21 protein-coding genes are annotated in these 22,722 nt (G+C 62.4%); 16 read left to right on the forward strand and 5 right to left on the reverse strand.

Going from position 1 to position 22,722, the window contains the following annotated elements:
- Positions 1 to 12: 12 nt before the first annotated feature.
- Together H4V96_RS08650 and H4V96_RS08655 are read left to right on the forward strand one after the other, a co-directional pair.
- Positions 13 to 729: a hypothetical protein gene (locus H4V96_RS08650; RefSeq protein WP_080570618.1), complete on the forward strand. Its 717-nt coding sequence runs from the start codon at positions 13 to 15 to the stop codon at positions 727 to 729.
- On the forward strand, positions 729 to 2,153 hold the full coding sequence (locus tag H4V96_RS08655; RefSeq protein WP_280720864.1) for an MFS transporter: 1,425 nt from the start codon (positions 729 to 731) through the stop codon (positions 2,151 to 2,153). Before H4V96_RS08650 ends, H4V96_RS08655 begins: the two co-directional genes overlap by 1 nt.
- Positions 2,154 to 2,194: 41 nt before the next feature.
- Here H4V96_RS08655 and H4V96_RS08660 read toward each other — a convergent pair whose 3' ends face one another.
- Positions 2,195 to 3,829, reverse strand: coding sequence for an acyl-CoA synthetase (locus tag H4V96_RS08660; RefSeq protein WP_196856990.1), 1,635 nt, complete (start codon positions 3,827 to 3,829; stop codon positions 2,195 to 2,197).
- 112 nt (positions 3,830 to 3,941) lie between these two features.
- Here H4V96_RS08660 and H4V96_RS08665 point away from each other — a divergent pair, with 112 nt between their 5' ends.
- From H4V96_RS08665 to H4V96_RS08720, 12 genes are all read left to right on the forward strand, one after another.
- Entirely contained in the window at positions 3,942 to 4,643 is a 702-nt protein-coding gene (locus H4V96_RS08665; protein ID WP_010397278.1) for a Crp/Fnr family transcriptional regulator, read from the forward strand.
- 62 nt (positions 4,644 to 4,705) lie between these two features.
- Complete coding sequence (locus H4V96_RS08670) at positions 4,706 to 5,329, forward strand: hypothetical protein (RefSeq protein ID WP_010397279.1); 624 nt, start codon at positions 4,706 to 4,708, stop codon at positions 5,327 to 5,329.
- A gap of 56 nt (positions 5,330 to 5,385) precedes the next feature.
- Positions 5,386 to 5,736, forward strand: coding sequence for a DUF2946 domain-containing protein (locus H4V96_RS08675; protein WP_280720865.1), 351 nt, complete (start codon positions 5,386 to 5,388; stop codon positions 5,734 to 5,736).
- 83 nt (positions 5,737 to 5,819) lie between these two features.
- On the forward strand, positions 5,820 to 6,416 hold the full coding sequence (locus H4V96_RS08680) for an SCO family protein (RefSeq protein WP_280720866.1): 597 nt from the start codon (positions 5,820 to 5,822) through the stop codon (positions 6,414 to 6,416).
- Between the two features lie 29 nt (positions 6,417 to 6,445).
- Entirely contained in the window at positions 6,446 to 6,910 is a 465-nt protein-coding gene (locus H4V96_RS08685) for a copper chaperone PCu(A)C (protein ID WP_196856992.1), read from the forward strand.
- Between the two features lie 53 nt (positions 6,911 to 6,963).
- Positions 6,964 to 7,329, forward strand: a complete 366-nt coding sequence (locus tag H4V96_RS08690) for a hypothetical protein (RefSeq protein WP_196856993.1) — start codon at positions 6,964 to 6,966, stop codon at positions 7,327 to 7,329.
- Complete coding sequence (locus H4V96_RS08695) at positions 7,316 to 8,662, forward strand: DUF3422 domain-containing protein (protein WP_029496338.1); 1,347 nt, start codon at positions 7,316 to 7,318, stop codon at positions 8,660 to 8,662. The genes H4V96_RS08690 and H4V96_RS08695 overlap by 14 nt, the downstream gene beginning before the upstream one ends.
- Before the next feature lie 68 nt (positions 8,663 to 8,730).
- Positions 8,731 to 9,123, forward strand: coding sequence for a BlaI/MecI/CopY family transcriptional regulator (locus H4V96_RS08700; protein WP_280720867.1), 393 nt, complete (start codon positions 8,731 to 8,733; stop codon positions 9,121 to 9,123).
- Entirely contained in the window at positions 9,120 to 10,913 is a 1,794-nt protein-coding gene (locus tag H4V96_RS08705) for a M56 family metallopeptidase (protein WP_196856994.1), read from the forward strand. The genes H4V96_RS08700 and H4V96_RS08705 overlap by 4 nt, the downstream gene beginning before the upstream one ends.
- Positions 10,914 to 10,967: 54 nt before the next feature.
- Positions 10,968 to 11,960 carry a subclass B3 metallo-beta-lactamase gene (bla, locus tag H4V96_RS08710; RefSeq protein WP_280720868.1) on the forward strand — a complete coding sequence of 331 codons (993 nt, stop codon included), beginning with the start codon at positions 10,968 to 10,970 and terminating at the stop codon, positions 11,958 to 11,960.
- 363 nt (positions 11,961 to 12,323) lie between these two features.
- Entirely contained in the window at positions 12,324 to 14,411 is a 2,088-nt protein-coding gene (locus tag H4V96_RS08715; RefSeq protein WP_280720869.1) for a TonB-dependent siderophore receptor, read from the forward strand.
- 3 nt (positions 14,412 to 14,414) lie between these two features.
- Positions 14,415 to 15,578 (forward strand): heparan-alpha-glucosaminide N-acetyltransferase domain-containing protein, encoded by a 1,164-nt coding sequence (locus H4V96_RS08720; protein WP_196856995.1) that lies wholly within the window; start codon positions 14,415 to 14,417, stop codon positions 15,576 to 15,578.
- A 6-nt stretch (positions 15,579 to 15,584) separates the two neighbouring features.
- Here H4V96_RS08720 and H4V96_RS08725 read toward each other — a convergent pair whose 3' ends face one another.
- The 3 genes from H4V96_RS08725 to H4V96_RS08735 form a co-directional block, all read right to left on the reverse strand.
- Positions 15,585 to 17,456, reverse strand: a complete 1,872-nt coding sequence (locus H4V96_RS08725; protein ID WP_196856996.1) for a hypothetical protein — start codon at positions 17,454 to 17,456, stop codon at positions 15,585 to 15,587.
- A 106-nt stretch (positions 17,457 to 17,562) separates the two neighbouring features.
- Positions 17,563 to 18,093, reverse strand: a complete 531-nt coding sequence (locus tag H4V96_RS08730) for an isochorismatase family protein (protein WP_196856997.1) — start codon at positions 18,091 to 18,093, stop codon at positions 17,563 to 17,565.
- A gap of 44 nt (positions 18,094 to 18,137) precedes the next feature.
- Positions 18,138 to 19,055: a LysR family transcriptional regulator gene (locus H4V96_RS08735; RefSeq protein ID WP_280720870.1), complete on the reverse strand. Its 918-nt coding sequence runs from the start codon at positions 19,053 to 19,055 to the stop codon at positions 18,138 to 18,140.
- 119 nt (positions 19,056 to 19,174) lie between these two features.
- Here H4V96_RS08735 and H4V96_RS08740 point away from each other — a divergent pair, with 119 nt between their 5' ends.
- Positions 19,175 to 20,392, forward strand: coding sequence for an ABC transporter substrate-binding protein (locus H4V96_RS08740; protein WP_280720871.1), 1,218 nt, complete (start codon positions 19,175 to 19,177; stop codon positions 20,390 to 20,392).
- Between the two features lie 143 nt (positions 20,393 to 20,535).
- Positions 20,536 to 22,050: a CoA-acylating methylmalonate-semialdehyde dehydrogenase gene (locus tag H4V96_RS08745; protein ID WP_196856999.1), complete on the forward strand. Its 1,515-nt coding sequence runs from the start codon at positions 20,536 to 20,538 to the stop codon at positions 22,048 to 22,050.
- A 107-nt stretch (positions 22,051 to 22,157) separates the two neighbouring features.
- Here the strand turns inward: H4V96_RS08745 and H4V96_RS08750 are convergent, their stop codons facing one another.
- Positions 22,158 to 22,550 carry a DUF1090 family protein gene (locus H4V96_RS08750; protein ID WP_196857000.1) on the reverse strand — a complete coding sequence of 131 codons (393 nt, stop codon included), beginning with the start codon at positions 22,548 to 22,550 and terminating at the stop codon, positions 22,158 to 22,160.
- Between the last annotated feature and the right edge of the window lie 172 nt (positions 22,551 to 22,722).

Consider the following 22,722-nt stretch of genomic DNA (forward strand, 5'->3'; position numbering starts at 1 on the left):
ACGGGAAACCCGATGCCATTACGAACTGTCTTGCCGGCGCTGGCCGCCGTTTTCTTCAGCCTGTCAGCCGGCGCCGTCCACGCGGCCGAGGCCACGTGCGCCATCCCGCGCAACGTCAGTTACAACGATTATGACGTCAAGCCGTCGGACGAGAAAAACACTTGCTACAAGCAAAGCACGAACGTGCCCACCGATTACTTCATGCTGGCACTATCGTGGTCGCCCGGTTTTTGCGACAGCCAGCGCCGCCGTGGCGCAGTGTCAAAGAAAGCTGCCTTCCAGTGCGCCGAGAGTAATCACTTCGGCTGGATCGTGCATGGCTTATGGGCGCAGTCCAATCGCCCGGCTACTTGTGTAGACATTTCCGTGACGCCGCCGCGCAAGACGGAACTGCATCCGCGCTATTGCAAGGGCAACTTGCCGAAACTGGCACCGTCGGACATCTTGCCGTATATGTGCATGCAGCCCGGCGAAGCCTTGCTGCAGGGCGAATGGGAAAAGCATGGCGCCTGCGATTTCGCGACGGCCAGAGAGTATTTCGAGAAAGAGCGCGAACTGTTCCAAGCCTTGAAATTGCCGGACAGCAGCATGCCTAAAAACGCGCTGTTCCAGTGGATGAAGCAGCACAACCCGCAACTGAAGGGCCGCTGGCTCAATTATGAACAGCATACGGGCGAATTGCGCATCTGCTATTCGAAGGACTACAAGGTCATCGACTGCCAGAAATGATGATGCGGCGGCAAGACAGGGGAGACGCCAGGGAGCAAGGCGTCGCGGTGGGCGAGGATGGCTTGCCGCCCGGTGCCCGCTTGTGGGCCATGCTGGCGCTGGCCATCGGCGTGGGCATGGCCTCGCTCGATACGGCGATTGCCAACACAGCCTTGCCGGGCATCGCCAGCGAGCTGCGCACGACGCCGGCCGCCTCCGTCTGGATCGTGAATGTGTATCAGCTGGCCATGGTGGCGACGCTGCTGCCATTGTCTGCCCTCGGCGAGATCGCCGGTTACCGCCGTGTGTTTATCGCGGGCATGCTGCTATTTACCCTCGCTTCGCTCGCTTGCGCGCTGGCCTGGTCCTTGCCCTCGCTGGTGGTAGCACGGCTTTTTCAAGGTGTCGGCGCCAGCGCCATGATGAGCGTGAATACGGCGCTGCTGCGCGCCCTGTACCCCAAGCATTTGCTAGGACGCGCGTTCGGCAATAATGCGCTGGTGGTAGCCGTGGCGTTCGCCATCGGTCCCACGGCGGCCTCGCTGATATTGGCGACGGCTTCATGGCCATGGTTGTTCGCTATCAACGTGCCGCTGGGCGTGATTGGTTTTTTCCTCGCCAGGCGCATGTTGCCGGCGACAAAACTCTCGGGGCACACGCTGGACGGGCGCACGGCGCTGTACAACGTGGGTGCTTTTGGCTTGCTCATTTTATTTTTTGGCGACGCCGCCCATCATGCGTCCAGCGCCGTGCTGCTGCCGGAACTGCTGGCCGCGGCCGTATTCTTTTGCTTGCTGCTGCGCCGCCAGGCCGGGCATGCGGCGCCCATGCTGCCCATCGACCTGTTTCGCCGCCCGCTGTTTTTGTTGTCGTCGCTGACGGCCATCTGTACCTTTGCGGCGCAGGGGCTGGCGTTCGTCTCGCTGCCATTCTATTTTGAAGTGACACTGGGCCGCTCTCCCATCGAGACGGGCTTTTTGATGACGCCGTGGGCCGTGCTGGTAGCGGTGATGGCGCCCGTGGCCGGGCGTTTGAGCGAACGTTATTCACCGGGCATGCTGGGCGGCATCGGCCTGGCCGCGCTGGCCGGCGGCTTGCTGACATTGGTGTGGATGCCGGCCCATCCGGGCGCTGTTGACATCGGTTGGCGCATGGCCTTGTGCGGCATCGGTTTCGGCTTTTTCCAGGCGCCCAATTTGCAAGCCATCATGGGTAGCGCGCCGCCCGAGCGCGCTGGCGGTGCCAGCGGCGTGGTGGCCACCTCGCGCCTGCTCGGGCAAGCCATGGGCGCGGCACTGGTCGCCTATTGCTTTACCGTTTCTGCCGCCCAAGGCACGACGTATGCGCTGTGCCTGGCGGCAGGATTCGCCGCCGTGGCCAGCCTCGCCAGCTTTGCGCGACTGACGGTGGCGCAGCCGGCGTGGCCGACAGACAAGAGGGACTGATCAAGGGCGACTGAACCAGGACGACTGAACCAGGACGAGGATCAGACGTCGATGGCCTTGTCCGACTGCATGCGCTTGCGCAATTCGAACTTCTGGATCTTGCCCGTCGAGGTGCGCGGTAGCGGACCAAAATAGATGGCTTTCGGCACCTTGAAGCCAGCCAGGTTGTTCTTGCAGAAGGCCATCAGTTCTTCTGCCGTCACGCTGGCGCCTTCACGCAGCTCGACGAAGGCGCACGGCGTCTCGCCCCATTTCTCGTCCGGCTGGGCGATGACGGCGGCGGCCAGCACTTGCGGGTGGTGGTACAGCGCATCTTCGACTTCCACGCTGGAAATATTCTCGCCACCGGAAATGATGATGTCCTTGCTGCGGTCCTTCAGTTTGATATAGCCGTCCGCGTACATGACGCCCAGGTCGCCCGTATGGAACCAGCCACCGGCGAACGCTTCCTGCGTCGCCTTTTCATTCTCCAGGTAACCCTTCATGCAGATGTTGCCTCGAAACATGATTTCACCGATCTGCTCGCCGTCAGCCGCGACCGGCTGCATGGTTTCCGGGTCCAGCACGGCGACAGCGCTTTGCAAGTGGTAGCGCACGCCCTGGCGCGACTTGAAGACGGCGCGCTCTTCCTGGCTCAGCGCTGCCCACGCATCTTGCTCGGCGCAGATGGCGGCCGGGCCATACACTTCGGTCAAACCATACGAGTGAATCAAGTCAAAGCCCATGGCATCGATCTTGGCCAGCATCGCTGCTGGCGGCGGCGCGCCAGCGACCATGCCGCGCACGGTCCAGTCGATTCCTGCGCGCCAGTTGGCGGGCGCGTTGGCCAGCGCCGCGTGCACGATGGGCGCCGCGCAATAGTGGGTGATGCGTAATTCGCGCATCAGGTCGAATACCAGTTTCGGTTCGAACTTGCGCAGGCACACGTTGACGCCGGCGCGCGCGGCGATGGTCCACGGGAAGCACCAGCCATTGCAGTGGAACATCGGCAAGGTCCATAAATACACGGCATGCTTGGGCATGTCCCATTCCAGGATGTTTGACAGGGCGTTCAGGGCCGCTCCCCGGTGGTGGTAGACCACGCCTTTCGGGTCGCCCGTGGTGCCGGACGTATAGTTGAGGGCGATGGCATCCCATTCATCGGCCGGCCGCGGCCAGTCGTAATCAGGGTCGCCGCTGGCCAGCAGGCTTTCATAGTCGAGGTCGGAAAAGGCTGCCACTTCTGGTCCCAGCACGTCATTGACCTGGATCACGCGCAAGCCGGGAATTTGCGCCGCCATCTGGCGCGCCAGTTCGGCAAACTCTGTGTCGGCCAGCAGCACCTTCGCCTGGCCGTGGCGCAGCATGAAGATCAAGGAGGCCAGATCGAGACGAATATTGAGGGCATTGAGGACGGCGCCGGCCATGGGCACGCCAAAGCTCGCTTCCACCATGGCGGGCGTGTTCGGCAGCATCACGGCTACCGTGTCGCCCGTGCCCACGCCCAGCGTGGCGAGAGCCGATGCCAGGCGGCGCGTGCGCGCGTAGGTGACGCTCCATGTCTGGCGCACGGCGCCATGTGCAATTGCCAGGCGATTGCCATATACTGCCGCTGCCCTGGCGATATAGTCGAGCGGGGTGAGGGCGGCGTAGTTGGCGCTGTTTTTGCCGAGTCCGGTGTTGAAGTCAGGTGTCATGCTTGTCTCCTGGTAAAAAATCGCTAGCTCCCTGTTGCGGGATTGATGCCGGTCAGCATAGCACCGACGCTTGAAAATCACTGTCATCTTAGTGACAGGTTTGAAAGATAGAATGGATAGCAACGATAGTGTAGACCGTGTGGTGAGCGAACTCGATAGCCACGACTGGTTCGCGGCCCTCGATGCCAGGCATCAGAACTTGTTGCGTGCCGGCAGCGTGGTCCGGCATTACGCGGCCGGTGGCTTCATCGCGCGGCGCGGCGAACCGTCGGCGCACTGGATCGGCGTGCACACGGGCTTGATCAAGCTGGCCGTGTATAGCGCCGATGGCCGCGCTGCCACCTTTTCCGGCGTGCCGGCAGGCGGCTGGTGTGGCGAGGGCAGCGTACTCAAGCGCGAACTGCGCCGCTACGACGTGGTGGCCGTGCGCGCCGCGAACATCATCCTGGTGCCGCTGGACTTGTTTCATCTGCTGCTGGCCGAGAGTCTTTCCTTCAATGCCTACGTCATCCGCCAGTTGAATGAACGCATGGGCCAATTCATCGCCACCATCCAGAACCAACGCCTGCTGGCCGTCGACGCGCAAGTGGCGCAAGCGATTGCGCAGCTATTCCATCCCATGTTGTATCCGCGCACCTCCAGCGTGCTTGCGCTGTCGCAAGAAGAAATCGGCTTGCTGACCGGTATTTCGCGTCAGAGGGTGAACCTGGCCCTGGGCCGTCTGGCTGAATTGCAACTGATCAGCATTGCTTACCAAGCCATCCGCGTGGTGGATCTCGATGGCTTGCGCCGCTATGGCGTGGCGTCGCTGTGATGACAGACTGCTTGCGCGATGTGTGGCATGCTGGGAGTTTATTGTCCACATTGACCTGACGCATGGCCCTCGTTTCCGATCATCCTTTGCACTTGTTGGGCTTGCGCTTTCCACTCAGGCTGCGCGTCACCGTGCGCCAGGGTTTTGTGACTTTGCATAATGAAATCACCACCAAGAAACTGGGTAGCGGCGAGAGTTTTGTCGTGCCAGCCTTTCTGCGCTTTGCCTGCGACGTGATGCCGGGGCGGGGCAAGCCGGCCGTATTTAGCCTGGCGCTGGAAGGCGATGCAAGCGATGTCGGCCACGGCAGCGGCAAGCGCTGGAGCCAGGCGCTGGCGCTGCATATCTTCGCTACGCCGCAAGGAAAATGGACGGCGGCGCGCTTGGCGAGCCTGTGGCAAGTGACGCCGCACAAAGCCAGGGCGCGCCTGTTTGCCGAGGGCGAGGCATTGCTCAGTCTGGTACGCGAACAGCGCCTCGCGCATGCGCTGCACACGGCGGCGCAAGCGGGCGCCGATGGGGAAGGCGGCGAGCGCGACCTGGCGCAAGTAGCGGCCGGCTCCGGCTTTGCCTCTATCCCCGCATTTTGCGACGCTTGCGTGGACGTGGCCGGCGTGCGCCCCAGTGTGTTCCTGCGCGGCCAGGCGGGCGCGCCCGCGCAACGCGAAAGCCATACTCCGCTATAATCGGACGCATGGGATCTTCGTTCAAGCGCAAGCGGTGGCATCTGTGGTTGGCCTGTATGGCGATACTGCTTAATGCACTGTCGCCGTCGTTGTCGTATGCGTTTGCCTCGCTGCATGCAAACGCGAACAGTACCGCCGTCGAAATGTGCTCGGCCAGCGGCACCGTCTACACGCAAGCGTACCTGGCGCCAGCCGCCAAATCGACCACCGATTCCGTATTGCTGCACATCGAGCATTGTGCTTTCTGTATCAGTCACGCTGGCAGCGTGGGCTTGCCGCCATCGTCATCGTCGCCGCTGGCCGTCATTAAGGGCCGCGAGCATTATCCGCCATTGTTCTTTCAGGCACAGCGAGCGCCGTTTGCGTGGCTCGGCGCCAGTCCGCGCGGCCCGCCGGCGCTGGCCTGAATAGCGCTGTTCTGCCTGCCGCATTGCGGCATGGCATTTGCATCCCAACTTGTATCAACTACGCCCATTGGGCCGGAATTACCATGAAACGTCGTCTTTTTCTTCTCGCCGGCACGGCAGGATTGCTCACGCTTGCCGCTTGCGAACAAGCACCGAAGCCCCATTACAACGGTCTCGATTTGACGGGAGGCGATTACAAGCCCGACTTCACATTGAGTGGCCCCGACGGCAAGGTCTATACACTGGCTGACTTCAAGGGCAAATATGTGATGGTCTTCTTTGGCTTCACGCAATGCCCGGACGTGTGCCCGACGGCCCTGTCGCGGGCGCTGGAAATCCGCCAGAAACTGGGCGCCGATGCGGAGAAGCTGCAAGTGATCTTCATCAGCATCGATCCCGAGCGCGACACGCCCGAGTTGCTGGGCGAGTATATGCGCGCCTTCGACCCGAGTTTCCTGGGCTTGCGCACGGACCCCAAGGCGACGGCGCAGACTGCCTTCAACTACAAGGTCTTCTACCGCCGTGTGCCGAGCGGCAGTTCTTACACCATGGATCATACGGCCATCAGCTATGTGCTCGATGCGCAGGGGCGCATGCGCCTGGGCTTGAAACACCAGTTGACGGGCGACGAGTGCGTGCAAGACATCAAGACCCTGATGCAATCGAAATACACCTTATAAGCAATCATAACCAGACCGAGGAAACAAGCATGACCCACCTGAAAACCCTGCTGGCCACGGCCCTGACCGTGCTGTCCTTCTCCGCCATCGCACAAAGCAGCGTGCAGATTTCCGACCCGTGGGTGCGCGCCACCGTGCCGCAGCAAAAAGCCACGGGCGCCTTCATGCAGATTACGGCGCCGAAAGCCATGCGCCTGCTGGAAGTGCGCTCATCCGTGGCCGGCGTGGCCGAAATCCATGAAATGAGCATGACGGACAATATGATGCGCATGCGCCAGGTCAAGGAAATTGCCTTGCCAGCGGGCAAAGCCGTCGAATTGAAGCCGGGCGGCTACCACGTGATGCTGCTCGAACTCAAAGGTCAGGTCAAGGCGGGCGACAAGATCCCGCTGACCCTGGTGCTTGAGGGCGAGGACAAGCACCGCGAAACGATAGAAATCAATGCCGTAGCGCGTCCGCTGGGGGCGACGAGCACGCCGGCAATGAAGCATTAAATTTGCCGCAAGGTCCTTGAAAAGCCCGGTTCGCCGGGTTTTTTTGCGTCTGTTTGAGCGTAAAACGGCTGTTTGATGCAAGGCTGAACAAGGGTGCACGGCGGCATACATCGTGGGCGTGGCATGAAGCAAGAGCGGGCAAGCGACAAGGCTGGCGCAGCGGGGGCGGGCGCATCGGGCTGGTGTTTGCGCTGGTGTCCGCTTTTGTCGCAGCCTGGCTATGCGATCGTATTTGTAAAATGGCGCTGGGACAGGCTTCGGTCGAATTGATCAAAAAACATGACTTTCCTGTGAAAAAGTCGGCATGCTTTCTGCTTTGTTACACTGTGACAATCAGACCCGTGCTGCGCGCGCCACTGCACGCGCGCCGGTCTAAGCAGTTTTACAACTTTACCTTTGGCTATCATGCACTTGATTAACTCCAGTTTGAACCACGCCTTGCGCGTGCCGCTGGCTGCGGAAATCCACTCGCGGCCCTTCCTGCAGCTCGACGCCCCCGAGCTGATCACCCATCTGGCCGTGTATAAAGACGACAGCGCGGCGCCGGGCGCGTCGAATATGGCGGCCCAGCACGCCACGTTGGCGGCCCTGTGCACGCATTTCGGCGTCACGCCCCCAACTGCCGAAGCCAAGTATTTTTATTACGATTTTGGTCGCTTCCGCCTGAAATGGGAGTGCCACACGGAATTTGCCACGTTCACCTTCGCCGAGCATCCAGGCGCCGCCTTGCCGCTGGAGCAGGCGTTCGAGCGCATGCCTTTGGCGCAATTGCCACAGCAATGGCTGGCGGGCTTGAAGGGCAAGCTGATGGTGGCCGCGCACGTGGTGCTGGAGCAGGCGAACGATCCGGCCGAGATCTTCATGCAGGGCTTGTCGCGCGTGTTCGAAGGCAATACCCTGGCCGGCAGCAAGGTGCTGCAGGGCGGCGAATTGTGGACCGATTTCACCATCCAGTCTGACGGCTTCAGCCGTTTCGTCATCCGCGACGCTGGCATGCGCTCGCAGCAGTCCGGCCGTCTGGTACAGCGCGTGCTGGAAATCGAAACCTACCGCATGATGGCCTTGCTGGGCTTGCCCTACGCCATGCAGGCGGCACCATCGTTGAACGCCATCGAAAACGAACTGGCGACCCTGGCTGCCGCCATGGTCGATACGGATGATGCACCGGGCCTGGCCAAGGCCGACGAGGGCCTTGCCGAGCAAGCCTTGCTCGACCGCATCACGCGCCTGGCAGCCCGCATAGAAAAGCTGTCACTTGACAATAGCTACCGTTTTTCCGCCTCGAAAGCCTATATGGGTCTGGTCAAGGCGCGCATCGAGGAGTTGCGCGAAGTGCGCATCGAAGGCATCCCCACGGTCGAGGAATTCATGGACCGCCGCCTGACGCCAGCCATGAATACCTGCGAAGCGATGGCCAGCCGCCAGGAAGCGATGGCGCAGCGCATCGCCAACACCAACGATTTGCTGCGCACGCGCGTGGGCATCGTGCAGGAATTACAAAACCGTCAAATCCTGCAATCGATGAACGCCCGCGCGGCGCAGCAGCTGCGCTTGCAGCAGGCGGTGGAAGGCCTGTCCGTGGCGGCCATTTCGTATTATGTGATCGGCCTGTTCAGCTACACGGGCAAGGCGGCCAAGGTGCTCGGTTTACCCGTGAACCCGGAAATCCTCGTCGGCGCGCTGGTGCCGTTCGTGGCGGGGGCCGTCTGGCTGGGGCTGCGGCGCATGCATCACAAGCTGCATAGCGATTGAGCCGTACTCATTATGCTACTAGAAAAAAAGTTCTAGATATTTAGTTCTAGAACTGTTAATCTGGTCGCATGTTAAAAAATACCAGCACCCCCCATCCCACCGCCGCCGAACTCGACTTGTTGCGCATCCTGTGGCGGTGCGGTCCCTCGGATGCCCGGGCCGTGTACGACGCCCAGGCCGAAGAGCGTGCCGACGCCAGTTATGCCACCGTACTGCGTCAGCTGCAATTGATGCATGGCAAGGGCCTCTTGAGCCGCGATGAAAGCCAGCGGCCACAGCTGTATGCTGCCGTCGAGGCGCAGGAAAAGCTGCAAACGAGTTTGCTCAAGGACTTGATCGGCAAGGTCTTTTCCGGTTCTGGCAAGGCGCTGGTGCTCACGGCGCTGCGCGAGCATGTGAGCGAGGCGGAACGCCTGGAAATTGAAAAGATATTGCGTAGCAAGGATGGCAAGGCGCCATGAACTTGGAGACAAGCTTGGTCAACGATGTGGGCCACTTGGTCCCGGCGCTGGGCTGGGTTTTGCTGTATTTTGTCTGGCAGGGCTTGATCGTCGGTGCCGTCGGCGCTGTCCTGCTTTGGCTGCTGCGCCACGCCAGCGCGCGCAGTCGCTATGGCGTCTGCGCGCTGGCGTTGCTGCTATGCCTGTGTATTCCCATACTGCATCTGCTCGCACTCCTGTCGGACGCGGGCGCCGCGTCGTCCCCGCTGGCGCTGGCTGCACCGCCCGCCTGGCACGCTGCGCTGCAAGCGTGGATGCCGGCCCTGGTGCTGGCCTGGGGCGCCGGTGTCTGCTTGATGAGCTTACGCCTGTGCCTGGGCCTGGCCTGGGTCGGCAAGCTGCGCCGCCAGGCAGTCGAGGCGCCGGCCATCTGGCAGGCACGCCTCGATGCGCTGGCGCTGCGCATGGGCTTGCGCTTGCGCTTGCGCGGCAGTCAGCAAGTGCCGCTGAAGCTGCATGCGCGACTGTCCAGCCCCGTGACCGTGGGCTTCTGGCGCCCCGTCATCGTGCTGCCGGCCGCCTTGTTGAGCGGCATGCCCGTCGCCTTGCTCGAAGCGCTGCTGGCGCATGAATTGGCGCACGTGCGGCGCTGGGATTACCTGCTCAATTTGCTACAAAGCGTGGCCGAGGCGCTGCTGTTCTTCCATCCCGTCGTCTGGTGGCTGTCGGCGCGCATGCGCACCGAACGGGAACAGGTAGCCGATGCCCTGGCTGCACAGTCACTGCAAGACCCGCAGCAACTGGCCACGGCCCTGCATGCGCTATCGCTGCACGCGGCTGGCCCCAGCCAGCCCGGCTTGCTGATGTCGGCCCGTGGCGGAGCGCTGCTGACGCGCATCGAACGCCTGATGCTGCCCGGCTTCGGCCCCGGCACCGACACTGGCAGTTGGAAGCTGGCCGTGCCCGCTTTGCTGCTGGCCTGTGCCATCTTGCTGCTGCAGGCGCAGGGCAAGCCTGCGCTCAACGGGGCGGCCTTGGCCGATGCCGCCAGCGCGATGCTGGCATTGCCCGTCAGCGCCAAGCATATGCTGGTATTTGACGATAGCACAGGCCAGGTATTGATGGCCAAGGATGCCGATGCCGTGGTGCCGATCGCCTCGATCACCAAGCTGATGACGGCCATGGTGGTGCTGGACGCGGGGCTAGACGCGGATGAAAAGTTGCGCATTGTGCGCGCCGATGGCGATGCTGCGCCGCAGCGCCACAGCTTGTTGGCCGATGGCGTGGCGGTGTCGCGCGGGGCGCTATTGCAACTGGCGCTGCTGCCGTCCGATAACCGCGCCGCCGCCGCACTGGCGCGCACTTATCCCGGTGGCAGTGCGGCTTTTCAGCAGGCATTGCAAGCGAAGATACATAGCCTGGGCCTCGTGCGCACCAGCTTGACGGACCCGGTCGGCAGTTCGCCCGCGAATACTTCCACGGCAAACGAGGTAGCGAAAATCGTCGCAGCGGCAGCGCGCTATCCGGACATTACCCGCATCACTAGCCACCCGCAGGCCAGCGTGGCGGTGAATGGCAAGACGCGCACCTTGCACAACAGCAACGCGCTGGTGGGTGGCAAGGGCTGGGATATTTTGCTATCGAAAACGGGCAGCAGCAACGCGGCCGGCAGTTGCCTGAGCATGCACATGCGCAGTGGCGACAAGCAAGTTACCGTGGTGCTGCTGGACGCCGACGGCGCGCAGCGGCGCTCGCTCGATGCCGGACATATCCGCGACGCCCTGGCCGGCAGTACAGATCACATGCATTGATACCCCCCCGGGCGCGCCGCCGAGCACGCCCTTTTTTACACTCTGGAGATGAAGATGACACTATTGGCGAAGTTGATGCTGGCCACGGTTGCGACCGTTGCGACCGTTGCGACTATGGCGGCAGGCACAGTGCAGGCAAAGACGCTGGCACCGATGCAGGATAAACCTGTTAATTGCGATAATTGCAAGCAGTGGAATGCGCCCGTCCAGCCATTCAATCTGTATGGCAATAGCTGGTATGTGGGCACGGCGGGGCTGTCCGCCGTGCTGGTGACGAGTCCGCAGGGCCATATCTTGCTCGACGGCGCGCTGCCGCAATCGGCGCCGCTGATCGTGGCAAGCATCAAGGCGCTGGGCTTTCGCATCGAAGATGTGAAGTTCATTTTGAATTCCCACGCGCATTGGGACCATGCAGGCGGTATTGCTGCACTACAACGCGCCAGCGGCGCCACGGTAGTGGCCAGTGCATCGGGCGCGCTGGCGCTGCAAAGCGGCACCAATGGCAAGGATGACCCGCAATACCAGGCCGACCCCGTCGTGCATGTCGCGAAAGTGGCCAAGGTCAAGGTGGTGGGCGAGGGCGATAGCGTCCAACTGGGGCCTGTGGTGCTAAGCGCCCACATGACGCCTGGCCACACGCCCGGCGGCACGACGTGGACCTGGACCTCGTGCGAAGGCGCGCGCTGCCTGAGCATGGTGTACGCCGATAGCCTGAACCCGTATGCCAGCGGCGATTTCACGTATACGGGAAAAGGCGCTGGCAAGGGCAAGGGCAAGGCTAATGCTGCCGACACTTCGGCCGCGTTCGAAGCGAGCATCGCCAAGGTGGCCGCCTTGCCATGCGACATCATCATCCCCGTGCATCCGGGCACGACAGATTTGCTGGGCAAGGCCGCCAAGCGCAGCGGCACGGACCACCCCCTGGTCGACGCCAACGCCTGCCGCGCCTATGCGGCGCAAGCGGGCGGCTTGCTGGCCAAGCGCCTGGCGACAGAGCGGGGCGAGGCGACGCCTGTGCAGGCCAAGGGCGCCGCGCACGCGCATTAGGGCGCCTTGGCCGGCCGCCTGGCGCTGTTTTTGCCCGCGTATCAGCAATACCCGGGCCACAGCGTAGCGGGGCGCTGTCGCGTCCCTGCGCCAGCAGTTTTTCCAGTTTTTCACGCACCCCGGCTCCAGATTAATATGCAAGTTATTTCTTGCACATTAATGCCTGGGGCGTTTGTCCGCAAAGCTATCGTTGGCCTGCGGTACTCAGCCTATGCGCTGAGTTTTTTCCATGTGCGGTGCTGCGGCGCAGGCAGGCTGGTTCGCTAGCCGGGCGGCAATTGAGGCAGGCAAGTCTTTTAATGAGAGTTGATTATCATTTATAATGCAATTCATTTGCATTATAAATCTCTTTTGGGAATCTCCATGCTCCACTCTTTACCGCGTCCGATGGCGCTGCTGCTGGCCGCCGCCAGTCCGCTGGCCCTGGCGGACGGACTCGCTGCGCAAGATGTCGTCACCGTCAGCTCAGAGCGCCAGCATTACCGCAGCCTGTCCGCCACGGGCGCCACCAAGACGGATGCCTCGCTGATGGACTTGCCGCAAAGCGTGCGCGTGCTCACCAGCGACCTGCTGCGCGACGCGGGCGTGACGACACTGGCCGGTGCGCTGGACCTGGCCAGCGGCATTGCGAAGCAAAGCTCGCTGGGCGGCCTGTGGGACAGCTACGCCATGCGTGGCTTCACGGGCGACCCGAATTTTGGGTCCGACTACATGGTCAATGGCTTCAGTAGCAGCCGTGGCTACAACGGCATGCGCGATGCCGGCAATACGCAGACGGTCGAAGTGCTGAAAGGCCCCGCTTCGGCCCTGTACGGCCGGGGCGAGCCGGGCGGCACGGTGAACATCACTACCAAGAAGCCGAAGTTCGCGCCCGAATACAGCGCCTATCTGTCCTTAGGCAGTTTCCAGACGCGCCGCGCCGCGTTGGACTTGACGGGACCGTTGAGCCAGAGCGTTGCCTATCGCCTCAACGCGGCGCATGAAGAAGGACACAGCTTTCGCGACACGCTGCACGTCGAGCGCAGCCTGTTTTCTCTGTCCTTCCTGTGGCTGATTGGCGAGCATACGACCGTGTCGTATGAAATCGAAGCGGTACAGCAGCGCGCGCCGTTCGACCGGGGCGTGGTGGCCGTGCATGGCAAGCTCGGTCTTGTTCCCGTCGCGCGCTTCCTGGGCGAACCGGGCGATGGTCGCATGACGGTCAAGTCGCTGGGGCAGCAGTTATTTATCCATCACGGGCTGTCCGACGACTGGACGTTGCAGGCGGGTGCCTCTTATCGCGACAGCGAATTGAACGGCTATTCGACCGAGGCGAACAAATTGCTGGCCGATGGCCGCACCTTGAACCGCCAGCGCCGCCACCGCGATTTTACGGCCACCGACGTGTCGGCCCGCGTCGAGCTGCTGGGCAAGTTCAAAACCGGTGCGCTGGCGCACGAGGTGCTGGCCGGTGTCGACGCCTATCACTTCGACGACCACAGGGTACAGCTGCGCCGCAATCCCGGCGCCGCGAATGCCTATGCCGTCGACATTTTCAATCCCGTGTATGGCGGCCAGGCCGCGCCACTGGCCCTGTCCATCGATACGCAGGAAGGGCAACAGGCACGCGGCCTGTATGTGCAAGATCAACTGGACCTGGGGGCGCAGTGGAAGGCGCTGGTCGGCGTGCGCCGCGACACGTACACGCAGGATGTCGTGAACAATCGCCTCAACGTGAGCAACCGCCAGTCGCTGTCAGCCACCAGCCCCCGCGCGGGCCTCGTCTATCGGCCGTCAAAAAACTGGTCGCTGTATGCGAGTGCGGCCAAGGGCTTCCGGCCCAACAGCGGCATCAGCATAGACAATCAGGCCTTCCCTGCAGAGCGCAGCCGCTCGTATGAACTGGGCGCGAAGCTGGAAACGGGTAAGCTGACGGGCACCGTGGCCGTGTATGACATCCGCAAGAGCAATGTGCTGACGACGAATCGCGCCAACACGGATTTCGCGATTGCGGCGGGCGAGGTGGGCAGCCGGGGCCTGGAACTGGACGTGGCGGGCGAAGTGGCGCGCCGTTTGCGCGTCTCTGGCGCCTATGCGTACACGGATGCCACCGTCACGCGCGGCGACAACACCATCGTCACGGGCAGCCGCTTTGCCAACGTGCCGCGCCACAGCGCCAAGCTGCTGGCCACGCAGCAGCTCACCATGGGCACGGGCACGGCCAGCGTGGGCGGTGGCGTGCATTATGTGGGTAAGCGCCAGGGCGACGTGGCCGTCAGCAGCAGCTTTACCCTGCCTGCCTACACGACAGCCCAATTGCTGGCATCGTACTCGCCCAATGCTCAATTGCGCCTGGCGTTGAGCGTGGAAAATCTGTTCAACCGCAGCTACTATGCCAGTTCCTACAGCCCCCTGTGGGTGGCACCCGGGGCTGAGCGCACGCTCACTGTGCATGCACATTACCGTTTTTAAGCGATGGCCATGACCTTGACTCTCCCCGCCACCTTGCGCACCCGCATCGTCGTCATCGACGTAATGCGCGGCCTCGTCATGCTGATCATGCTGTTCGACCATGTGCGCGAAACGGTCTTCCTGCACCACCAGGTCAGTGATCCCATGGATGCGGCTCATGTCGATCCGGCCCTGTTCTTTACGCGCCTGGCCGCGCACTTTTGCGCGCCCATGTTCGTCTTCTTGACGGGCTTGTCGGCCTGGCTGTACGCGCATCCGGCTGCCGGAACCCGCAGCGCTGCCGGCTTTTTGTTCAAGCGGGGCTTGCTGCTGGTGCTGTTGGAGTTGGTATTTGTCAACTTCGCCTGGAGTGGCGCGTTTCCGCCCGCCGTGCTGTACTTGCAGGTGATCTGGGTCATCGGCCTGGCCATGATGGCGCTGGCCGTGCTGCACCAGTTGCCGTTGAGGCTGCTGGTGCTGCTCGGCTTGGCGACTATTGCGGGTCAGCATCTGCTTACGGGCTTACACGCGAAACAGGGTAGCCTGGCCTATGATGTATTGACTGTGCTGCTGCAACGCGGTTATCTGGTGGCGGACGGCGCCATGAAAATCAAGGTCAGCTATCCGCTGCTGCCGTGGATAGGCGTCATTGTGCTTGGCTATGCGGCCGGCCCCTTGTATGCGCGCGGTCTGTCTGCCGACAGACGTCGCCGCCTGCTGCTGGCGCTAGGCACGGCAAGCTTGCTGCTGCTGGCCGTGCTGCGCGGCTTCAATATCTACGGCGAAACCTTGCCATGGGTGGCGGGCGACACGGCCTTGCGCACGGCCATGAGCGTGCTGAACTTTAGCAAGTATCCGCCGTCGCTGGACTTTTTGCTGTTTACCCTGGGCTTCGGTTTGTTGGGCCTGGCCTGGCTGGAGTCGCTGGACAACTGGTTCACACGCGCTTGCGCCACCTTTGGCGGCGCGCCCATGTTTTATTATCTGCTGCACCTGTATCTGCTGCTGGCCATCAGCATCACCTTGACGGCAGTGCTGGGCGCCAATCACGGTGCCCGCTACGGCGTCGGGCACATCTGGCAAGTCTGGCTGATCGCGCTGACCCTGATGCCCGTGCTGTACTTTCCCTGCCGCGCGTTTGCCAACTACAAACGCACCTCCAGGCAGGCGTGGGTGCGCTACTTCTAAGCTTGCCTACTTGCAGTAGAGGCGGTCAATGCTGTGCGACGACGCCAGGTAATGCCGCGTCTGCCAAGCAATCGCCACACGGTAGGCGCACGGTGGGTCGAGCGCCACGTTGACGGGAAAACCGCCATTGTTGCCTGACAGATGAGGCCCGCCCGCGCCGCCGCGCAACAGATAGTGGCTCGTCGGTGGTGGCGGCGTGAAGCTGGCGGCCGGCAACGGTGGAGGCGGGTGCGCGATGCCGTTGTTGTTCGATATCGTGATATTGAAAAAGCGCAGATGCGGGTGGTCGATCGTGTACAGGATATGCACGAGGCCGCCCGCGATGGGCTTGCAGGCATTGCTGCGTAACTCTTCCAGGTCCAGCGCCACGATGACGGGCGAGTTGTCGAAGACGATGGAATCGAGCCCATCCGTGGCTACGGTGGCCAGGGTATTGCCGTCGCGCACCTCGAAGCCCAGGCGGTAGCGGCGTATCGGTTCGCTCTCGTCCGCGCTCAGGCTGCGGCCCGCTACGACGATGGGCAAGCCGCCCGGCAGCTTGGTCGGATGCAGGCTGGTGATGGCGGGCGTATTTATGGTCAGCAAGTCAAAGGTGCGCAGGAAGGTGTTGGGCGCCACGTTGACGATGGCCGTCGTGCCATCGCGCATGTCCACGGTGACGTTTTTGCCGTCCACGCGTATCCAGCCGCCCGGTTGTAAGTCGCCCGCATCGACGATCACCTGTGCCGAGTCGGCGAGGCCCAGTCCATTCGTATAAAACACATAGCCGACGAGGGTGCCGAGCACTTGCGTCAGCGGTGCCATGCTGGTCGGCGCCATCGTGGGAATGGCTGTCGGGTCGTCGCTGCCGCCGGGCCAGGACCATAGGCCGATCAGGAAACGGTATTCGAGCGGGTTGGCGGGGTTGGCGCTGTTGCGCAGCGGACAATTGCCTTTCAGTGTGACGCCGCCGCCGAACACGTAGGACGCGCCGGCGCCACCCGCATAGCCTTGCGCAGAAAAGCCGGCCAGCGAGGGGAACGGGTGGATATCGAACACTTCGACCTGCTGCCAGTGGGGTACGCCTTCCACATCGGGCGGCAAGACGTTTTTTGAACACAATTCCACGCAGAAACAGTGGCCCACGTTTTCGCGCCCCGGCCGGTGCCCGTTGGCCTGCGTTTCCGACAGGATGGTCACGCTGCCCAGCTGCGCCGTGAAATACACGTCGGGGCCGCTAGCAAACTCGACGTTGATGAACGGTGAAAACGGCGTCAGCGTGAAGTCCGACGTCAGGTAATCGATGCGGAAGCGCCCGCTGACATCTGTCACGGCCACGCCCAGCGCATCGTCCTGCAGCCAGTCCGCATCGAAGGCCCGCACGGTGGCGCCGGCGATCGGCGTGTGGGGCGCATCGCAGGTGCGCAGGCGGCCGCAGATGGTCCAGGCGCCGAAGTGCGCGCGCACCAGGCACCAGAAGCGTTGCGGCAGGCAATAGTCCCAGACGGCGAGGAAAGCGTTGTCGGCCTGGCGCCAGCGCGGCTGGATGGTGGTGATGGAAAATTGCAGTGGCACGGGGTCTTTCGGCCCCGGCTTCAGCTGCGGCACGGTGGGGCACAGGATGTCGACCTCGACGGCCTCGCCCTGATAATCGCCTTCCAGCCTAAAACTATAGTTGCCATCGTCATCGGTGCGCGCTTCGGCCAGCAAAAACGGCGCTTTCGCCGGCACTTCGTCGTCCGTGAGGATGGCAAAGGTTTCCTTGGCGCTGGCCACGGCCAGGGCCGTGACGTTTTGCGCCGCGCGCGGGCGGTACAGGCGCACGATGACGTGCGACAAGGCTTCAGGACACTCGGCACAGATCAAGCCGCACAGTTTTCCCCGCAGGATATAGGCCATGATGGTTCTCCAGCTCAGTTCGACAGTTGTACCGCTCACCATGGCGGCGCTGTTACCAAGTTAGCCAATGCATAGTCGTCGGGCTTGATCTTGCGTAAAGGAGTGGCTATTTGATCAGCGCCAATACCTCGCGAAAGCGCGGGTGCTTGCAGTCGCGCAGCCATTCAAAGGCCAGCATTTCTACCGTCACCAGGTGCGCGCCCAGCTTGTCCAGGCGCGCCAGCGCGGCGTCGCGGCTGGCAGCCTGGCGCGAACCGACGGCGTCGATGGCGATGATTACTTCATAGCCCAGCTCCAGCAAGCCGATGGCCGTCTGCAGCATGCACACATGGGCTTCGCAGCCCGTGACGACGATCTGTTTTCGTCCGGGCGGCAGGATGGCTTGCAAGCCATCGGCACAGGCGCCGAAATGCGTCTTGTGCAAGGTTTGCTGGCACAGGGCCGCGATTTCCTCGACGTTCGGCCCCAACCCCTGGCGGTTTTGCTCCGTGCCCAGCACGGGCACGTCGAGCAGCCGCGCGATGTGTGCCAGGCGCAGGTTTTGCGCCAGCACCAGGCCGGCATCGTGGATGGCTGGCATCAACCGGCCTTGCAGGTCGACGATGAGCAGTACGGCCTGGCTTGCATTCATCAGCATGGCATAGTCCTTGAGTGAGTCGATGGCGACAGTGTAGCGTGCAGTCAGCTTGGCCAGCTGGGCGAGCTCGTTTCGCCCATCAGATAGGCGTGATTGAGTTCGATGGCGCCACGCAGATAGTTCCACAGGGCGCTGACGCGCGCGATGTTGCGCCGCTCGCTAGGTGAAATCATCCAGAAGGCGCGCAACAAATCGATCTCGCCGTCGAGCACGGCCACCAGTTCATTGGACTGCTGGGCCACGAAGCAGGGCAGAATCGCCAGTGCCTGGCCCGCGCGCGCCGCGTGGTACTGGGCGATCACGCTGGTGCTGCGAAACGCGCGCAGGGAATCGGGTGCCACATTGTCCATGTAGCGCAGCTCGGCGCTGAAGACCAGGTCATCGACGTAGCCGATGATGGCGTGCTGCGCCAGTTGCGCCACGCTGGTAATGGGGGCGTGGCGCGCCAGGTAGCTTGGGGTGGCGTACAGTTTCAAGCGGTAGTCGGACAGCTTCGTCGCGACATACGGGCCAGAGAGCGGGCGCTCGATGGAAATGGCCACATCGGCCTCGCGTTTGGACAGGCTGACGAAACGCGGCACGGCGATCAAGTCCACGCTGATGTGCGGGTAGTGCCCACAAAACTGTGCCAGGTGGGGCGCCAGCACGATGGCGCCGAAGCCTTCCGTGGCGCCCAGGCGCACTTGCCCCGAGAGCAATCGGTTGTGTTCTCCCAGCTCCTCGGTGGCGGCAAACACCGTGCTTTCCATGCTTTCCGCATATTCCATCAGGCGGTGGCCTTCCGGCGTCAGCTGGTAGCCCACGTAATTGCGATCGAACAGCTGCGTACCCACCTGCTCTTCGAACTTGCGCATGCGCCGCGACACGGTGGAATGGTCGATGCCGAGTTTTTTCGCCGCATCGACGAGGCCGGCGCTGCGCGTCAGTTCCAGGAAGACTCTTACATTGTCCCAATCGAGCATGGCAGCAATCCTTTGTGCATTTTTGCAAAGGAATTACGCATTAATTTCACTTGAGTGCATATTTTTACACATGCAGAATGCGTCGATACCTATAAATATCCATCCACCTGGAGACACGCATGAAAAAACCCGTTCTGGCCATGGGCGCGCTGGCGCTTTGCCTCGCATTTGGCGGCGCGCAAGCGCAGATTTCCGATGGCGTCGTCAAGGTCGGCATCCTGACCGACATGTCCGGCCCGTATTCGGCCATGGGCGGGCGCGGCTCCGTCGTTGCCAGCCAGATGGCCGTCGAGGATTGCCTGAAGGCCGAATGCAAGGGCATGAAGATCGAAATCGTCTCGGCCGACCATTTGAACAAGGCCGATATCGCCGCCTCCAAGGCGCGCGAGTGGATAGACCGCGACAAGGTCGACGCCATCGCCGATCTGACCAATTCCTCGGTGGCGCTGTCGGTGCAAAAGCTGATGAAAGAGAAGGGTGGCATCGCCATGTTCAGCGGCCCCGCCACCACGCGATTGACGAATGAAGACTGCTCGCCAAACGGTTTTCACTGGATGTTCGACACCTATTCGCAGGCCGCTGGCACGGCGGCGGCGCTGACCAAATTGGGGCAAAAATCCTGGTACTTCGTCACCGTCGATTACGCCTTCGGCCATTCGCTGGAAAAGGATGCGAGCGAAGTCGTCAAGCGCCATGGCGGCACGCTGCTGGGCGCTGTGCGCCATCCGCTCAACGCCTCTGACTTCTCGTCCTTCCTGGTGCAGGCGCAAGGCTCGAAAGCGCAGGTGATCGGCCTGGCCAATGGTGGCGCCGACACGGTATCGGCCATCAAACAGGCGCGCGAGTTCCACATCGGCAGCGGCAAGGACCAGCGCCTGGCCGCCTTGCTGGTATTTCTCTCCGACGTGCATGCGCTGGGGCTGGAAACGGCGCAGGGCCTGGTCTATGCGGACGGCTTTTACTGGGATTACGATGAGCGCAGCCGTGCCTTCGCCAAGCGCTTCGAGGCACTCAACAAGGGCGCCAAGCCGACCATGGTGCAGGCGGGCGTGTATTCCAGCGTCTACCACTACCTGAAATCGGTGGCGGCGGCGAAGAGCGACGATGCCAAGCTCGTGGGCCAGAAAATGCGCGAGCTGCCCATCACGGATTTTGTGATGAACAACGCCTCGATCCGCCCCGACGGCCGCGTCATCCACGACATGTATTTGGTGCAGGTGAAGACCCCGGCCGAATCGAAGGGGGCTTGGGATTACCTGAAAGTGCTGTCGACCATCCCCGCCGAGCAAGCCTTCAAGACTATGGATGCGGCCGCGTGCAACTTGGTCAAGAAATAATTTTTGGCTGAGCAGCAGAGGGCCAGGGTCAGTTCCTTCGGAACCGGAATTTCCCCCACTGGGGGAAATTCCCCCGGCGGGTCTGACCCCAGTACTCATTTGCTCAGCCACACCCTATGAATATCGCACACCCGGAGCAAACCATGAACCAAGCCCTCACCTCAGTCCCCGCCATCGCCCTGCACATCGGCGGCCAGCATCACGCATCATCGAGCACCGAGTGGCGCGACGTCGTCAACCCGGCGACGCAGGAAATCGTCGCCAGGGTGCCGTTTTCCACGCCGGACGAAGTCAAGCTGGCCGTCGCCACCGCCAAGGAAGCCTTTAACACCTGGCGCAATACCCCGCTGGCCGCGCGCATGCGCATCATGCTCAAATACCAGCACCTGATCCGCGAAAACATCGGTGCGCTGGCCGCGCTGATCACGCGTGAGCATGGCAAGACCTTGCCCGACGCGGAAGGGGAAGTCATGCGCGGCCTGGAAGTGGTGGAGCACGCGTGCTCGATCGCCACCCTGCAGCTGGGAGAAATTGCGGAAAACGCGGCCACGGGTGTCGATGTCTACAATATTTACCAGCCGCTGGGCGTGGGCGCCGGCATCACGGCCTTCAACTTCCCCGTCATGCTGCCGTGCTTCATGTTCCCGATTGCTATCGCCTGCGGCAATACCTTCGTGCTGAAACCATCGGAGCAAGATCCATCATCGACGATGTACCTGGTCGAACTGATGTATCAGGCGGGTTTGCCGGCCGGCGTGCTGAACGTCGTGCATGGTGGCGCCGATGTCGTCAACATGCTGTGCGACCATCCCGACATCAAGGCCGTATCCTTCATCGGCTCGACCCATGTGGGCACGCATGTGTACCGTCGCGCCAGCGAATCGGGCAAGCGCGCGCAATCGATGATGGGCGCGAAAAACCATTGCGTGGTGCTGGCCGACGCCAACAAGGAGCAAGCGATCAATAATCTGATCGGCGCGGCGTTCGGCGCAGCCGGCCAGCGCTGCATGGCCAATTCCGTGGTGGTGCTGGTGGGCCAGGCGCGCGCCTGGCTGCCCGAGATCGTCGCCCGTTCGCAAGCGCTGAAAGTGGGGCCGGGCAGCGACCGCACGGCCGACCTGGGCCCAATGGTGTCGAAAGCGGCCATGCAGCGCGCGGAAAAACTGATACAGGCGGGCGTGGATGAAGGTGCGCAGCTGCTGCTCGATGGCCGTGGCCTCAAGGTGGCCGGCTACGAGGGCGGCAACTTCATGGGGCCGACGATTTTTGCGAACGTGGCAGCATCGAACTCGGTCTACACGCAAGAGATTTTCGGCCCCGCCATGTGCGTCGTCGAGACCGATACGCTGGACCAGGCCATCGCTTTTATCAACGCCAACCCGAACGGCAATGGCACCTCGATCTTCACCTCTTCCGGCTGGGCGGGGCGCAAATTCCAGAACGAGATCGACGTCGGCCAGGTGGGCATCAACGTGGCCATCCCCGTGCCCGTGGCCTACTTCAGCTTCACCGGCTCGCGCGCCTCGAAACTGGGCGACCTGGGGCCGAACGGCAAGCAAGCCTTGTACTTCTGGACGCAAACCAAGACCGTCACGGCGCGCTGGTTCGCTCCTGACGATGGCGGCAGCGGCATCAATACCACCATTTCGATGAAATAAGGGGCGCCGATCGGCAGCCTGTCGCGCAATCTGTATGGCTTGCGCGGCAAGACTGGCTCGGGTGCGCTGGACGCTTCCAGCACTGATCCGTCGCTCGGTGACGCCGCTTAAGGCTGTTGCGCTTGCAAGGCGGCCAGTTCCGCCTTGGCCTTTTCCAGCTTGCCTTCCAGCTTGGCGATTTTCTTCGGCTCTTTATTGGCTTCCTGGGCCAGGCGCAGCGAACGCTCCGTCTGGTTCAGCTTCGCCTGCGCCTTCAGTACCTTCTTGTTGTGACGCTCGACCAGCACCGTGTCGCTGCAACGAGCGTTGACTTCAGCGAGCGCGCGCGTGAGGCCAGCGACCTTGTCGGACAAGCCTTGTTGCTGCGCCTGGTGTAATTGGCTGCGGATGCTGTCGCGCTTGGCGGCGCAGCCTGTCAGCGTGGTGTCTGCGGCGCTGGCGGCAGCGCTGGTGGCGAGGGCGACGAGCAAGCTCAAGGCGGTTTTCGAGAAGCGATGCATGCTACTCCTGTGTCAGTGATGGGCTCGTGCAATGTAAGCCTTCGGAAGTGCCGTGTCAAACATCGCCTGCAGTGCAGCCGTTACAGCTGGCGCTGTGGCGTGAAAAGCACCGGCTGGCCGAGCCACCCTGACTGGGTATGACGGCGTGGGGACGCCATGCTATGATGATTGT

This window comes from Janthinobacterium sp. CG_23.4, from assembly GCF_029892305.1.
Classification (GTDB): Bacteria; Pseudomonadota; Gammaproteobacteria; order Burkholderiales; family Burkholderiaceae_D; genus Janthinobacterium; species Janthinobacterium lividum_D.

Coding starts and splice junctions, on each gene's coding strand:
- H4V96_RS08650 (WP_080570618.1), top strand. CDS start 13: ATGCCATTACGAACTGTCTTGCCGGCGCTGGCCGCCGTTTTCTTCAGC.
- H4V96_RS08720 (WP_196856995.1), top strand. CDS start 14,415: ATGGCCATGACCTTGACTCTCCCCGCCACCTTGCGCACCCGCATCGTC.
- H4V96_RS08740 (WP_280720871.1), top strand. CDS start 19,175: ATGAAAAAACCCGTTCTGGCCATGGGCGCGCTGGCGCTTTGCCTCGCA.
- H4V96_RS08670 (WP_010397279.1), top strand. CDS start 4,706: ATGGCCCTCGTTTCCGATCATCCTTTGCACTTGTTGGGCTTGCGCTTT.
- H4V96_RS08675 (WP_280720865.1), top strand. CDS start 5,386: ATGGCGATACTGCTTAATGCACTGTCGCCGTCGTTGTCGTATGCGTTT.
- bla (WP_280720868.1), top strand. CDS start 10,968: ATGACACTATTGGCGAAGTTGATGCTGGCCACGGTTGCGACCGTTGCG.
- H4V96_RS08660 (WP_196856990.1), bottom strand. CDS start 3,829: ATGACACCTGACTTCAACACCGGACTCGGCAAAAACAGCGCCAACTAC.
- H4V96_RS08750 (WP_196857000.1), bottom strand. CDS start 22,550: ATGCATCGCTTCTCGAAAACCGCCTTGAGCTTGCTCGTCGCCCTCGCC.
- H4V96_RS08655 (WP_280720864.1), top strand. CDS start 729: ATGATGCGGCGGCAAGACAGGGGAGACGCCAGGGAGCAAGGCGTCGCG.
- H4V96_RS08705 (WP_196856994.1), top strand. CDS start 9,120: ATGAACTTGGAGACAAGCTTGGTCAACGATGTGGGCCACTTGGTCCCG.
- H4V96_RS08685 (WP_196856992.1), top strand. CDS start 6,446: ATGACCCACCTGAAAACCCTGCTGGCCACGGCCCTGACCGTGCTGTCC.
- H4V96_RS08665 (WP_010397278.1), top strand. CDS start 3,942: ATGGATAGCAACGATAGTGTAGACCGTGTGGTGAGCGAACTCGATAGC.
- H4V96_RS08715 (WP_280720869.1), top strand. CDS start 12,324: ATGCTCCACTCTTTACCGCGTCCGATGGCGCTGCTGCTGGCCGCCGCC.
- H4V96_RS08700 (WP_280720867.1), top strand. CDS start 8,731: ATGTTAAAAAATACCAGCACCCCCCATCCCACCGCCGCCGAACTCGAC.
- H4V96_RS08745 (WP_196856999.1), top strand. CDS start 20,536: ATGAACCAAGCCCTCACCTCAGTCCCCGCCATCGCCCTGCACATCGGC.
- H4V96_RS08695 (WP_029496338.1), top strand. CDS start 7,316: ATGCACTTGATTAACTCCAGTTTGAACCACGCCTTGCGCGTGCCGCTG.
- H4V96_RS08725 (WP_196856996.1), bottom strand. CDS start 17,456: ATGGCCTATATCCTGCGGGGAAAACTGTGCGGCTTGATCTGTGCCGAG.
- H4V96_RS08735 (WP_280720870.1), bottom strand. CDS start 19,055: ATGCTCGATTGGGACAATGTAAGAGTCTTCCTGGAACTGACGCGCAGC.
- H4V96_RS08680 (WP_280720866.1), top strand. CDS start 5,820: ATGAAACGTCGTCTTTTTCTTCTCGCCGGCACGGCAGGATTGCTCACG.
- H4V96_RS08730 (WP_196856997.1), bottom strand. CDS start 18,093: ATGCTGATGAATGCAAGCCAGGCCGTACTGCTCATCGTCGACCTGCAA.